Here is a 12,697-nt window from a genome sequence, read left to right on the forward strand (position 1 = left end):
GGGACCCAAGCGAGGGCGGCGACCGTGAAGAAGCACTCCTTTGAGACAGAGCGCGATGGCTTCTACGGCACCTACTATGAAAATCCGCGCGGAGCAGGCTGCGCCATGATTGGCCTGTTTGGGGACGATCCGAACGACTACATGGCAAAGTGCGGTACAAAGTGGCTGCATAAGAATGGCGTCAACGCGCTTTGCATTTCTCCCGGTAAGCACAACTACAGCCACGTCAACTAATCTGCCAAAGACCAGCGATAACAGCAATCTTGCCTCATGCTTTGCTCTGCTGCTCGTCGGCGGTGGCGCACTAACCGCAACGGCCGTTATCGGCAGCAACAAAAAGCGTAGCGAACGTTAAGATCGCATAGATTCCAAGCAAGACAAAGCGCCGTAGAGATACGGCGCTTTTTTGTTACCCATAAGCGATACACAACGGCTTATTACCAGGCAAAGAGGCTCGCGAGGGGCAAAGACGCGGCGCCTGCCGGAAGCGGTTTGCATGAGCGGGAAAGCCGCAGCGTACGGCTTTTCAACAGGACTGCGGTTAGCCCAATCTAGGCGGTAGTATCATCTATGCGAGTTAGTGCAGTGCAACTTTTTGCTGCAAGGATAGGGCAATGGAAAAAAGCCAAACCTTCTGGGATAAAAACGCTGGGCGGTACGACGCCTTCATGCGCAAGGACGCAGCAGCCTACGGGCAGCTATACGAATTGCTGCGCCCCGTGGTGCGGCGCAAAACGGTGCTGGAGCTGGCCACTGGCACGGGGCTTATCGCAAAGAACCTCGTGAGCAGCGCCAAACATATCGAGGCTACAGACGCATCGCCTGAGATGATCGCGGAGGCACGGCGAGGCAACCAATCTGCCAAGCTGCATTTCTCCGTGCAGGATATGTTCCACCTCCCCTACGCCGATAAAAGCTTTGACGTGGTCATTGTGGCCAATGCCCTGCACATCGTGCCGGAGCCGCAGAAGGCTCTCTCCGAAATTCGCCGGGTGCTGAGGGACGACGGCGTTCTAGTTGCGCCAACCTTCACCCACGCGGACAACTCGCTTTCCGGCAAGGTCAAGGCGTTTTTCATGAAGCTGGCGGGCTTTCCGCTGCACAGCAGGTGGACGAGCAAAGAATACCTGGCATTTCTGCGGGAAAACGGCTGGACGGTGCAAAAAAGCACCGTGCTGAAGGCCTCGTTCCCACTGACGTACGCAGAATGCGCAAAAGCGAAAGGGCTTTGACATGGGAGAAAAAATCAAGCTCTCGGGCGTGCCGGAGACCATGCTGCAAACCGTCTATGCAAGGGCAAAAGAGAGTCGGGGACGCGGGGTCATTCACGACGCAAAAGCAGAGGAAATCATTGAAAAGCTGGACTATGATTTCTCCCTTGCCGACAAGGATACCGCCATGCACAGCGGCGTTATTGCCCGCACCATTGTCCTGGATCGGCTGACGAAGGAATGGCTTGCAAAGCACCCCGGTGCGGTAGTGGTCAATATCGCCTGCGGGCTGGACACCCGCTGCTATAGGGTGTCGGGTTACTCGCATTGGTACAACCTCGACCTGCCGGAGACGATGGCGGTGCGGGAGAGGCTCTTGCCAGAAAACGGCGCGATTTCGCAAATCGCCATGTCCGCCATGGACGATTGGGGAGGCAAAATCAGCGAGCAAAATGCGCCGGTGCTGGTCGTCATTGAGGGACTGACCATGTACCTGAGCACAAAAGACGTGCAGCAGATTTTTGCAGTGATTTCCCGCCGCTTTGAGAAAGCCACGGTCTTTGTGGAAACGATGAGTCCGATGATGGCGAGGCGCTTCAAGGAAAAATCCATCGAGGGCACCCGTGCAAAATTCAGCTGGGGGGTGAAGAACGGTGAAGCCCTCGCGGCGCTCCTGGCGGGTTTCCAATGTAGGGAAGAACACAGTCTGATAGAGGGTATGGCGGCGTTTGCGCCAATCTACAAGCTGCTGGACAAGCTATCTATCGTTCGGAATATCTCGAATAAGATCATCGTTTTGGAAAAAATGTAAGGAAGTGACAAGATGTCTTTTTTCGAGAACACCCGCAAGCCTGTAGGGCTTGGTGGGAAAGTCATGGTTTCCATGATGAATCTTGGGCATACGCCCGTGGCAACATGGGGACTTGAATTCCTGCGCCTTTCACCTGATGCCAAAGTGCTGGACTGCGGCTGCGGCGGCGGATCAAATATCAAGAGGCTGCTGAAAAGCTGCCCGCGGGGTATCGTGAAGGGCATCGACTATTCGCCCGTCAGCGTGGAGAAGGCAAGGAAGGTCAACCACGCCGCCATCGCGGAGGGACGCTGTTCCGTCCTTCAAGGCAGCGTGGCGGACATGATCTTCGCGGATGCGTCCTTTGATGCCGTCACGGCCTTTGAAACGGTCTATTTCTGGCCTGCTCTGCCGCAATGCTTCCGGGAGATCTATCGGGTGCTGAAGCCCGGCGGGACCTTTCTCATCTGCAACGAGAGCAACGGTGACACGGACAAGGATGAGAAGTGGACGGAGATCATCGGCGGCATGGTCATCTACAAGAGCGGCGAGTTGAAGGCGTATCTGGAGCAGGCGGGCTTTCACGACGTGCAGATACACAAAAAGAAAAAATGGCTGTGCATCACGGCGAGGAAACGAGGAGATCAGGCCTGAGCATTTTCATTCGATTCGCTTCCATACTCCCGATTTCAAGCATCGATTCCCGCTGCAAGATATGTCTTTTGAATCCGAACGCCCACAATCGCAAAACGCAAATATCAAAAACAGGGGAACCGACAAGTGCAGAGCAGCATAATCCAGGCCTTAACGTATGTTCCTGGGCCGTTGATCCCCAAACGAATCCAGGTGGCTAAAACTCCATTTTGCTGTCCTCTAGAAACTGATCGCAGGCCACCAAGGCACTCTTAATCCTTTACTGGAAGTAGAACCGCTCTTGCCGCAAGGCCGCCGAGAGTTCTCGCACCATGGCTCTTGGCGCTAGCGAGTCGACAGTGCCTTGCGTATCCCGCTGGTAGGCAGCAGATCGCCGTCGCGGGTGATAAGGACGGCTTCGATTCCAGGGTGTTCCTCAACGTATTCTGCCGCCCAGTCGCTACCCATGAGCAGAAGGGCCGTCGAAAGGCCGTCGCCATCGATCGACCGCTTCGATATCACCGTTGCGCTTGCAAGATCGCTTTCAGAGGGGCGTCCGGTACGGGGGTCGGCAATGTGGTGGTAGACCATGCCCTTTTCGTCTGCGAAGCAGCGCTCGTAGATGCTGCTTGTGACAATGGAACAGTCGTTTAGCTCGAGGATACAGGCGGGCTGTTCGGCAGTCATCTGCTTGTTGCGAAGCGTTCGCAAATCGATTCCATGCGGGCTGCGTGCCAACGCGGCGGCGCGCTTCTCTGCCCGATTCCGCTCCAGGGCATGGAGGGGCGACCTTATGCCTACGCTCCAGTGCGCTTGCCCCTCCTTTCCCAAGAAGGGCTCTCCTTTTATCACGATGTTTCCCCCAAGGTCGATAAGCGCATGGAGGATCTGCCTCTTCTCGAAGAGCTCCCCTACCCTATCGGCGATGTAGCCCTTCGCAATGCCTCCCAACGAGACCTTGCTTTCGGGGGTGGGGAGTTGGGCATAGTCCTCGGCCACTCGGGGCTGCCCCACTTTGACGGTTTCAAGAGCTCTGGCTATTTCGTCTGTGCTGGGAACCTGGGCCCTGTGGTGGTTCCAGAGTTCGGCAACGGGCGCCATGGCGATATCGAACAGCCCCACCGTTTCCTCGTAGTAGTGTCGGGCAGCCTTCAGGATCGCTGCGGTTTCACGACTGACGGTCACTGGCCTTCCCTGCGCGTGGTTAAGGCGCCAAATGTCGCTCCCCTCCCGCGTGTGGCTCCACATCCTCTCGTAGCGGTAGCAGAGGCCGACCGCTTCATCGAGGGCTTCGTTGAGCCTCCGGCAAGAAACGGGCGTCGCCGCGTCTCGAGGAATTGCCGCTTTGATGCGACAGTTTGTGTCAAAGGCAAAAAAGCCGCGGCTCTCCACCTCAAATCTTCCTTCCGCAGACGGAGTCTTGGGGAAAAGCGCTGGCTTGGGCTGCTCGGTCTGCTCACTCACAGGGGGGGTCCTTTCCTGAAGAAACGATTGGCTGGACGCGCCACGGTGGGCAAAGAACGGCCCCGCAGCTAGCTGACAAATTGCAGATTGTTAGCTATGGTAAACTTCGTTCTTATAGTTAGCCACAGCTAACTGAACTTCAATGGGATTAGCCAGGAAGGAAAGACATGACAGAATCCCGCTCGACTAGCTCGACTGCAGCAACCGTAGCGAAGATTGGCGTAACGGCGGCCTTGGTTGCGGGAATGGCGGTTACCGCCCCCGTCGCTACATTTGCGGCAGATGAGAGCGATCAGGATGTGGACGCCGCATCTGAAACTGCAAAGGAGGGCTACTACTACATCAGCGATAGTTCCTATGGGCTGAGCTCATATCTTTCTGAGGCGGTTTCCCAGGGATACAGAAAGATTCATATCGGAACGAGCTTTACGGACAAGGGAACGGTCACCATTCCCTCGTCGATTACCGAGCTTGCGGGGTATTCCGAAGGGTTCTTTGGATCGGGTCCAAAGACGGTCGATCTTGGGTATTCCAACAAGATGAACGCTGTCTTTCCCGCGGGTTCTAAGATCAGCGTTGATCGGATCAACTTCTACAAGCGAAACAGGTCGGACGCAGAAGGCGCCGTTGTCGAGGTCCAGAAGGGCGCCGTAGTCCACTTTTCTAATTGCACGTTTTCCAACACTCCCGTAGTAAACGGAACGGCGGTATTCGAGGACTGCACCTTTGCAACGGGAAAGATCGAGAACAACGGCTCTGCAACGTACACGGGCAGCACCAAGGAGCCCGAAAACACGGGAACCCCCACCATGTCCTACCAGGACCTTTCGTTTAGCTTTTCTTCGGGCAAATCGTTCTCAGCTGCCGTGAAGGGCGACGAGGTAAGCCAGACGCTGCCCTTTGAGCTGAAGGGAACGAAGGCTTCCGATGCAAAGATCTCTGCAAAGGTGGTCGATGGGCAGGGCGCCGAGGTCGATGGGTTGAGCGCCTCCGTCTCCAAAGAGAGCATTTCCCTCACGGGAGAGGCTCCCGAGGCAGGTTCGTACTCGGTTATCGTCTCCGCCTCGGCGACCAAGGAAGATGGCTCGGTGGATTCTGCCGGCGAAACTCTTGGTTTTGTGGTGCAGGAGAAGATTCAGGTACGGCTTGCGGGAGACCTTCAGTGCTTCGTCGTCAATGGAACCTCTGCCCTAAGCGGGGAATATGACGTCATGGCCACATCGACGGGCGGCGGCTCTTCAAGCACGACCCAGTCAAACAGCCTAAAGCCTGAAGTAAAGGAAGGTTCGGGCGCATGGGAAGACTGGAACACCTTCGCAACGCGCAATTCGGACGCCCATATCAGCTTCTCCATTAGCCCGGAAGGCAGTGGCATGGAGGTAAGCGCCGTAGCCTACGACACGGTTTACGTGCAGGGAACGCCGCAAACGCCCGGCACGTACTACATCACGGCAACAGTGACCTCCGGTGCGCGCACCCAGAAGAGCAGCCCCGTCGAGATGAGGATCTACTCAGACGATCAAACCCTGCAGCAGCGAATGGATGCGCTTGCCGAGGGAACCAGCTCTTGGGATATGGAACCGTACGAGATCTCCGAAACGGGCAATGCGGTTGTGCCCGTTGGGCTGCATGACATCTACGGGTCGCACGAGTCTGGTGTGTACGGCATTATCGGCAAGGGCGAAAACGGCAACTTTGGCACAGAGACCCTGACGATCCCCTCGGGCGCCGATGTCACGATCCACAACATGAAGATCTACTCCAGCGTGAAGATCGTTGTGGAAAAGGGAGGAAAGCTGACCCTCGACGACTCAGTTGCCTATGGTGCCGTTGAGGTGAACGGCGGCACGCTGAGTGCGCGCAACAGTTCTTCGTTTGTCAACCAAATCACGTTGAACGATGGCTCCACCCTCGAGGATGCCGAAATCAGGTCTCATGCAAACTACCTCACCGACGGCAACTACAAGGTGGAGGCACCGAAGGCGCCCGTGCAGACAAATGGCACCGTTACGGTGAAGGGCGCCTGCTCAATCGAAGGCGAGGGCATCGTAGCCAACAAAGACGCCCAGTCAGGCCTGATCGTGAACGCGGGGAAGCTCGTTATCGAGCAGGGCGCCACGCTGAAGTCGACGGGCGGCTCGGTTGATGTCAACGGGGGAAACGGTGGCGCGGGCGTCGTCCTTAATGGTGGATCCATCGTTGGCAACGGGTGCCTTGAGGCTGTAGGCGGCTCCGTGGGAATGGGCGGAGGAGACGGCGGCGCGGGCATCGCTGGCAAGGGCGTTGTGAGCGTTTCCGTGCTCAAGGCCACAGGTGGCAACACAGTTGGCGAGAATGATGCCGCCATGGGAGATCCGGGCAATGCCGGAAACGGAATCGATCCTGAGGTCTTGGTCTCGAAGTCTTCCCAGGTTGAATCAGTGGGCGGAACAGGTGTTAACCCCGGCTCGAGCGACTACAACTTCTATGAGGACCATGGCAGCGTAACCCCCGACCAGGGCAATGGCGGCGATAACGGCGACGGCGGCAACGGCGGATCTGGTGGCGCCGACAACAATGGCGGCAACGGCGGCAGCAACAGCGGCGGTTCCGGTAACGGAAACGCCTCCGGTAACGGAAACGATAGCGGTAGCGGCAGCAACGGAACCAGCAGTTCCAATAACGGCGGCGCCGGCACTGGCAACGGCGGTTCCAACTCCGGCAATAGCACCAAGCCTTCCCGCTCTTCCAAGCTGCCTACAACAGGCGATACGACTCCCCTTGGAGCGGCATCGGCACTTGTCGCAGCGGCCACGGGCCTTTTTGCGGCGGCCCGCAGGAAGTTCAATCGATAGCCCATCGATGCAGACAGCCGACACAGCACCGTAGCTGGCAAGAAGGCGCCCCCAGGGGCGCCTTTTTCAGGCGGCGTGCAGCCTATGGTGCCATCACATCCGAATCGATCTTTGATCAACCCTTGATTCACTTTTCGGGGAATGATTTTCAGATGGAATGCTGTGCAACGATTTGTAGATTGCCGCAAGGGCGCCTGCCGCCGCAAGCGCCCGCCAGGCATGGGACGCCGGGGCAGTCTAGCATCTCAACTCCATCGCCGTCACGTTGAGGAAGCTGCGGTAGCCGCAACATAAGCCGGAGGGACCACGGCCTCGCCCATGCGGCCGTTGCCCCCCCCGGCCCTTGCAGACCTTAAGGGATAAGGACACGGACAAGGACGGGCGACTAAACCGGAGGCAGCAAATGGATAGGCATTATCATTTCAGTGGTAGAGTCTGACTCTGGCCGCAGCCGGTCGAGAGGAGACTATCGCGTGAAGCGGCCGAGGCATTATGTAGGGTCCCGCACCAGCACCAGGTTTCTCCTGACAACCTTCCTCATCACTTGGCCCGCATGGTGGCTGAATGCGGTTCTGACCTCAGCGGGCATCATCGATTATTCAAGTCCCATCGGAACGGCAATCCACACCGCCGGCGTCTTTGGACCCACCATCGCCGGACTCTCGTTGATTCCGGGAGGCTTTACCCTGAAGCGCGGCCTCGCGTTCACGTTCGGCGGACTGAGACGCTCGCTCCCCTGGACCGCGGCGTTCCTCGTCGTGCCGCTGGTCCTTCTCACCGCCGCCTCCGATGGCCTCGCGGAAGGCTTCAGCCCAATCTCCGCCATGGGAGCCTTCCTTTTTTTCGCGGCCTGCCTTGCCACCGGGGCTATCTGGGGCCTGTGGCATCTGCCGCTGTGGTTCACGCAGGGCGCCGGGAGGGAGACGACCCCGTTTCCTGCGTTCGCAGCCCTCGCCGTGCTCCTCTCGTTCTGGCTGTCGGCGCTCTATCGCGCGGGCGGGTGCGCCTTCTCCTGCCGCCTTCTCCATGCGCTGGCGAACACGCTCATCGGTGTGCTCACGCTCTCAAGCATCCCGCTCGTGATGGCCGCGGTGCTCGCCCTCACGGGGCTCTCGCTGGCCGCTTTGCCATATTCCGCACCTACGCGAGCGCTTGATCGATCAGCTTGTTGAGTGCCTCGCGCTGCTCAGCAGAGTTGATACCGCCCATGATCGGCTCTCCCACGATGTTGCCGTTCTGGTCGATCACGTAGGTGGTCGGGAACGAGTACAGGTTGGAGGTGAACTTGCCGGCCTCGCTATCCGACTTGAACCAGATGTTCTTGTACGTCACGCCCTTCTTGGAGAGCACGTCCTTGGCATCGGCCACCTCGCCCTTGCTACCATCGAGCGTAAAGGAATTGACGCCCACGACCTGGCCGCCCTTTGCGGCAAGCTCCTTGTTGAGCTCCTCCAGATCGCTCAGTTCGCCCACACAGGGCTTACAGGTGGTAAACCAGAAGTTCATGACGGTGACCTTGTTCTTGGAGAACAGCTCGTCGCTGTTTACATCGTTGCCGTCAAGGTCCTTGCCCTTGAAGCTGGGGAACTTTGCTGCCTTGCTCTCGCCGTTGGCCATTCCCGCGGCCGAAGCATCAACGCTCTCCCCCTCGCCAGGCGCGCTGCCACATCCGGGGAACTCCTTCTCCAGCGCCATGAGCTTTTCCTCGATCTCCTTGACCTGCTGCGCGCCGGCCTTCAGCGTCTTGAGCTCGTCAGCCGTAAACTGGTCCTTGGCGCCCTCGATGGTGCCGAGCAAAAAGTCGCCGTAGTTCTTGCCGTCCTCGATCATGGGGGTGTCCTTGTTGGCCGCAAGGAACACCTTTTCCCACAGGGCGTTATCGCTCGCAAAGATCTCGTTTTCCTTTTGCAGCAGCTGCTTGTGCAACTCGGCCGCCTCGTCGGCACTCGATGGCTTTTGCGCCATGAGCTCGGCAATCTGCGCATCGCCGCTCGTGGCATCGCTCGCGTCGCCCTTGGGCACAGAGCACGCCACGAGACTCAGCGCCAGCACGGGCGCCATCAACAGGACCGCAATTTTTGACAGTTTCATGGTTCCTCCGTTACATCGAAGCTTATATGGATGCCTGTTTGCTTTCGCAGGCTTGCGAAGACTGCGCGGGCTTGTTGCCCGTCACGCCCAGCCCGTAGCGAAAGCTAATGGCATCGACGGGGCACGCACCCACGCACTTGCCGCAGCGGATGCACTCGGCATGGTCGGGCGTACGCGTAACGTCCACGTCCATCTGGCACACCTTGGCGCACTTGCCGCACGAGACGCACTTGCACTTATCAACCTTGATCCCCAGCAACGACACCTTGTTCATGAGCGCATAAAACGCGCCGAGGGGGCAAATCCATTTACAGAAGGGGCGATAAAACAGCACGCTCAGCACCGCAACCGCAATGAGAATCGCGAGCTTCCAGGTAAAGAGCTTTCCCAGCGCGGAGCGGATCCCCGCGTTCATGATTGACAGCGGAATCGCTCCCTCGAGCACACCCTGCGGGCAGATGTACTTGCAAAAGAACGGGTCGCCCATGCCCACATCGTTGACCACCAAGACGGGCAGCAGCACCACGGCAAACAGCAGCACGGCATACTTGATGTACGTGAGCGGCTTGAGCTTTTTCGTGGAGAGCTTTTTGCCGGGAATCTTGTGCAGAAGCTCTTGCAGCCATCCAAACGGACACAAAAAGCCGCATACAAAGCGCCCCAACAGCACACCGATCAGGATGAGGGTTCCGGTGACGTAATACGAGAAGCTGAACTTAGACGAGCCCACCACCGACTGAAACGACCCGATGGGGCACGCACCCGAGGCCGCCGGACACGAGTAGCAGTTGAGCCCCGGCACGCAGACGGCTTTGCCCGCCCCCTGATAGATGCCTCCCTTGGCAAAGTTAGGCAGGTGAATATTGGTCGCAAGCGTCGCCACCGCCTGGATCAGTCCGCGAAATCGCGCCAAAAGGTGCGATACGGTGTTTATTCTTTTATCCAATTCCGATACACTCCAAGCACAGCCTGATTGCCTTGGCCAGCACGGCATCCGCCTCGCCGCGCATGACGCCAAAGCACACCATGGCCATCCCGACGATCAGCAAAGCAACCTGCGCCACAGGCTTGATCGCTTTGAACAATCTGACCACTCCTTTCGCTTCGCGACCCATTGGACCATACCGACTATAAAATCCGCGTTAAGCGCGAATGACTATGCAAGGAGAACGTTATGCGCATCTTGGTCGTCGAGGACGAGCGGGCGCTGTGCGATGCGATCGCACGCAGCCTGCGTAACTTGGCCTATAGCGTCGACTGCTGCTACGACGGGCAGCAGGCCCTCGATCTGCTCGATGTCGAGACCTTTGACCTTGTCGTGCTCGACCTCAATCTCCCCCATGTCAACGGCATGGCCGTGCTCAGGCAACTCAGAAAAACCGATTGCGAGACCAAGGTGCTCGTGCTCTCGGCACGTGGCGAGGTCGCCGACAAGGTGGCGGGGCTCGATGCCGGCGCCAACGACTACCTCACCAAGCCGTTCCATCTTGACGAGCTGGCGGCGCGCATCCGTAGCCTCACGCTCAGGCGCTTCATGCAAAACGATACTGTCCTCACCTGCGGGTCGCTGAGCTTTGATACCAAGACGCGCCTCGCCTCCGTGGGCGACGTGCCCCTATCCCTCACGCGCAAGGAGACCGGCATCTTGGAATACCTGATGCTTAACCAGGGGCGACCGGTGAGCCAAGAAGAGCTTATTGAGCACGTATGGGACTGCAGCGTCAACAGCTTTAGCAACGCGACTCGCGTGCACATCTCGTCGCTGCGCAAAAAGCTGCGCGGCGCGTTGGAGCACGACCCCATCCGCAACCGGATCGGCGAAGGCTACGTTATGGAGGATGGCGAATGAAGCGGCTGTCGCTGCAGTGGCGCATCACGTTGATGACGGCCCTGCTGATGTGCTTGACCGGCGTGCTCATTAATTGCATGGTCGGCTACTCCGGCATGCGCTACATGGACTCGATTGGCACTGAAGTGTCGGCGCATGGCGAGGTGCAGGCGGACTCGCCCAGCTCATTTGACCCGGCGAGCAAAGAGCTCGATGACGAGCTGACCATCGTCGTGAGCAACGCCCAGGAATCGTTTGGCGCGACGAGCTGGTATATAACCGCGGCGGTAACGCTGCTCGGCGGCGTGCTGGCCTATTTTGTGAGTGGGCATGCGCTACGGCCGCTGCGTTCCTTTGCGGCGCAAGTCGAGAGCGTGCAGCCCGACAACCTCGCCGACACAAAGATCAGCGAAGACGTGCCTGCCGAACTCAGGCGCTGCAGCGCGTCGTTTAACGACATGATTGCCCGCCTTGACGAGGGTTTTTCTGCGCAAAGGCAGTTTACGGGCAATGCGGCGCACGAGCTGCGCACGCCGCTCGCGCTCATGCAGGCCCAGGTTGAACTGTTTTGTGCCGAGCACCCCGGCATCGACGCTGACACGGCTAGCCTGCTCGGCCTGCTGCAGGAGCAGACCGAGAGAATGACGCACATGACAGCGACGCTACTTGAAATGAGCGAGCTGCGCGGCGTCCCCTGCAACGACGAGATTGACCTGGCGCCGATGATCGAGGAAGTGCTCACCGACCTGGCGCCGCTTGCCGAGGAAAAGGGCATCACACTTGCAAGCGAGGGCGAAGCGCAAATGATCGGCAGCGACACGCTGATCTATCGACTGCTGTTCAACTTGGCCGAAAACGCCATTCGCTACGGCGCGCCCAGCTCGACCGTGCAAATCAGCACCCGCGACGAGGGCAACCGCGTGCTGCTGCGCGTGCGCGACCAGGGGCTGGGCATTCCCGAGCAATACCAGACGAGCATCTTCCAGCCCTTCTTTCGCGTCGACAAATCGCGTAGCAGGGCATATGGCGGCGTGGGCCTGGGACTTGCGCTGGCCGGGGAGATCGCCGCGCTCCACGGCGGCTCCATCGAGGTTGAAGAGAGCTCGGAGAGCGGAACGACCATGCTCGTGACCCTTCCCGCACGCACACTCGGCTAATAACGCCTCGTCACAAGGCAGCGCAACGTCAAGACCCGCACCCCAATGTCAACTCTTTTCGAAAAAAGGGGCCCTGCTCGCCTTTGCTGAATGGGGTCGCTTCGCGTCAGCAGGTACTTGGGGTAGTTGTCTCTGACCTGTTCGAACGGGCGGTATTCGCGCTCCTCGATGGACTGGTCGGCCATGATGGTCATTGCGACCTGAACGTATGCGTAGCCCATCTCCGGGTTCCTGAGGATGAAGTCGCATTCCAGCTTTCCAATGCGCCCGACGCTGACCTTGCAACCCTGCGCGCGAGCGTCTCGCGCTTGACCCTCACGCCCTGCTTGCTTTCGAGGTCGGACTGGATGTTCGCAAGCGAAGTGGTGACGCCGAAGTTGTTGATGACGTAGTCGCGCACCTGGTTGAACACGGAGACGTTCTTGATCTTCACGCGCCTGCGGATGTCCTTTTCGAAGATCTCCTGGATTACCGCCGCGACGTAAGCGCGCTTGTCGGTGAGCTGGGGGGTGGTGATGCGTGCCATGTCGTCAGGGCGCTTGTTGGGATCCACGCAGGGCCCCTTCGGGGCCGATGGGATGCGCCGGCGCGCAGGCGCATTGGCCACAACATTAAATTACATGCAGACACGACCAGGTTTTCCCTGCTGAGCACGACCGGAAGACGCAGCACGGCTCATCGTACTGGCG

13 protein-coding genes are annotated in these 12,697 nt (G+C 58.7%); 8 read left to right on the forward strand and 5 right to left on the reverse strand.

The features are described from left to right. Window positions 1-24: 24 nt before the first annotated feature. The 4 genes from DXV50_RS06560 (at window position 25) to DXV50_RS06575 (ending at window position 2,655) form a co-directional block, all read left to right on the forward strand. Window positions 25-234: a hypothetical protein gene (locus tag DXV50_RS06560; RefSeq protein WP_198666425.1), complete on the forward strand. Its 210-nt coding sequence runs from the start codon at window positions 25-27 to the stop codon at window positions 232-234. A gap of 380 nt (window positions 235-614) precedes the next feature. After that, window positions 615-1,232 (forward strand): class I SAM-dependent methyltransferase, encoded by a 618-nt coding sequence (locus DXV50_RS06565; protein ID WP_117205455.1) that lies wholly within the window; start codon window positions 615-617, stop codon window positions 1,230-1,232. A gap of 1 nt (window position 1,233) precedes the next feature. Beyond that, window positions 1,234-2,022 (forward strand): class I SAM-dependent methyltransferase, encoded by a 789-nt coding sequence (locus tag DXV50_RS06570; RefSeq protein ID WP_117205456.1) that lies wholly within the window; start codon window positions 1,234-1,236, stop codon window positions 2,020-2,022. A gap of 12 nt (window positions 2,023-2,034) precedes the next feature. After that, window positions 2,035-2,655 (forward strand): class I SAM-dependent methyltransferase, encoded by a 621-nt coding sequence (locus tag DXV50_RS06575; protein WP_117205457.1) that lies wholly within the window; start codon window positions 2,035-2,037, stop codon window positions 2,653-2,655. 324 nt (window positions 2,656-2,979) lie between these two features. Here the strand turns inward: DXV50_RS06575 and DXV50_RS06580 are convergent, their stop codons facing one another. Beyond that, entirely contained in the window at window positions 2,980-4,098 is a 1,119-nt protein-coding gene (locus DXV50_RS06580; protein ID WP_157966979.1) for an FAD:protein FMN transferase, read from the reverse strand. A gap of 167 nt (window positions 4,099-4,265) precedes the next feature. Here DXV50_RS06580 and DXV50_RS06585 point away from each other — a divergent pair, with 167 nt between their 5' ends. After that, window positions 4,266-6,932 (forward strand): hypothetical protein, encoded by a 2,667-nt coding sequence (locus DXV50_RS06585; protein ID WP_117205459.1) that lies wholly within the window; start codon window positions 4,266-4,268, stop codon window positions 6,930-6,932. Window positions 6,933-7,405: 473 nt separating this feature from the next. Continuing rightward, window positions 7,406-8,104, forward strand: a complete 699-nt coding sequence (locus DXV50_RS06590) for a CPBP family glutamic-type intramembrane protease (RefSeq protein ID WP_117205460.1) — start codon at window positions 7,406-7,408, stop codon at window positions 8,102-8,104. Here the strand turns inward: DXV50_RS06590 and DXV50_RS06595 are convergent. The 3 genes from DXV50_RS06595 to DXV50_RS06605 are packed head-to-tail and all read right to left on the reverse strand — an operon-like array spanning window position 8,073 to window position 10,108. Beyond that, on the reverse strand, window positions 8,073-9,023 hold the full coding sequence (locus DXV50_RS06595) for a TlpA family protein disulfide reductase (RefSeq protein WP_117205461.1): 951 nt from the start codon (window positions 9,021-9,023) through the stop codon (window positions 8,073-8,075). The genes DXV50_RS06590 and DXV50_RS06595 overlap by 32 nt on opposite strands. Before the next feature lie 22 nt (window positions 9,024-9,045). Next, window positions 9,046-9,969 (reverse strand): 4Fe-4S binding protein, encoded by a 924-nt coding sequence (locus tag DXV50_RS06600; RefSeq protein ID WP_232817480.1) that lies wholly within the window; start codon window positions 9,967-9,969, stop codon window positions 9,046-9,048. Then, on the reverse strand, window positions 9,962-10,108 hold the full coding sequence (locus DXV50_RS06605; RefSeq protein WP_032111250.1) for a CD1871A family CXXC motif-containing protein: 147 nt from the start codon (window positions 10,106-10,108) through the stop codon (window positions 9,962-9,964). Before DXV50_RS06605 ends, DXV50_RS06600 begins: the two co-directional genes overlap by 8 nt. Before the next feature lie 89 nt (window positions 10,109-10,197). Between DXV50_RS06605 and DXV50_RS06610 the strand changes: the two genes are divergently transcribed. Continuing rightward, window positions 10,198-10,872, forward strand: coding sequence for a response regulator transcription factor (locus tag DXV50_RS06610; RefSeq protein ID WP_117205463.1), 675 nt, complete (start codon window positions 10,198-10,200; stop codon window positions 10,870-10,872). Further along, window positions 10,869-12,008, forward strand: a complete 1,140-nt coding sequence (locus DXV50_RS06615) for a sensor histidine kinase (RefSeq protein ID WP_117205464.1) — start codon at window positions 10,869-10,871, stop codon at window positions 12,006-12,008. Before DXV50_RS06610 ends, DXV50_RS06615 begins: the two co-directional genes overlap by 4 nt. A 190-nt stretch (window positions 12,009-12,198) precedes the next feature. Here the strand turns inward: DXV50_RS06615 and DXV50_RS06625 are convergent, their stop codons facing one another. Beyond that, window positions 12,199-12,561 carry a hypothetical protein gene (locus DXV50_RS06625; RefSeq protein ID WP_117205466.1) on the reverse strand — a complete coding sequence of 121 codons (363 nt, stop codon included), beginning with the start codon at window positions 12,559-12,561 and terminating at the stop codon, window positions 12,199-12,201. Window positions 12,562-12,697 lie beyond the last annotated feature (136 nt).

The organism is Paratractidigestivibacter faecalis (assembly GCF_003416765.1).
GTDB classification, from domain to species: domain Bacteria; phylum Actinomycetota; class Coriobacteriia; order Coriobacteriales; family Atopobiaceae; genus Paratractidigestivibacter; species Paratractidigestivibacter faecalis.

Excerpts from the sequence above, each read along its gene's own strand:
- DXV50_RS06575 (WP_117205457.1), top strand. The coding sequence starts at position 2,035 with ATGTCTTTTTTCGAGAACACCCGCAAGCCTGTAGGGCTTGGTGGGAAA.
- DXV50_RS06610 (WP_117205463.1), top strand. The coding sequence starts at position 10,198 with ATGCGCATCTTGGTCGTCGAGGACGAGCGGGCGCTGTGCGATGCGATC.
- DXV50_RS06595 (WP_117205461.1), bottom strand. The coding sequence starts at position 9,023 with ATGAAACTGTCAAAAATTGCGGTCCTGTTGATGGCGCCCGTGCTGGCG.
- DXV50_RS06585 (WP_117205459.1), top strand. The coding sequence starts at position 4,266 with ATGACAGAATCCCGCTCGACTAGCTCGACTGCAGCAACCGTAGCGAAG.
- DXV50_RS06570 (WP_117205456.1), top strand. The coding sequence starts at position 1,234 with ATGGGAGAAAAAATCAAGCTCTCGGGCGTGCCGGAGACCATGCTGCAA.
- DXV50_RS06565 (WP_117205455.1), top strand. The coding sequence starts at position 615 with ATGGAAAAAAGCCAAACCTTCTGGGATAAAAACGCTGGGCGGTACGAC.
- DXV50_RS06615 (WP_117205464.1), top strand. The coding sequence starts at position 10,869 with ATGAAGCGGCTGTCGCTGCAGTGGCGCATCACGTTGATGACGGCCCTG.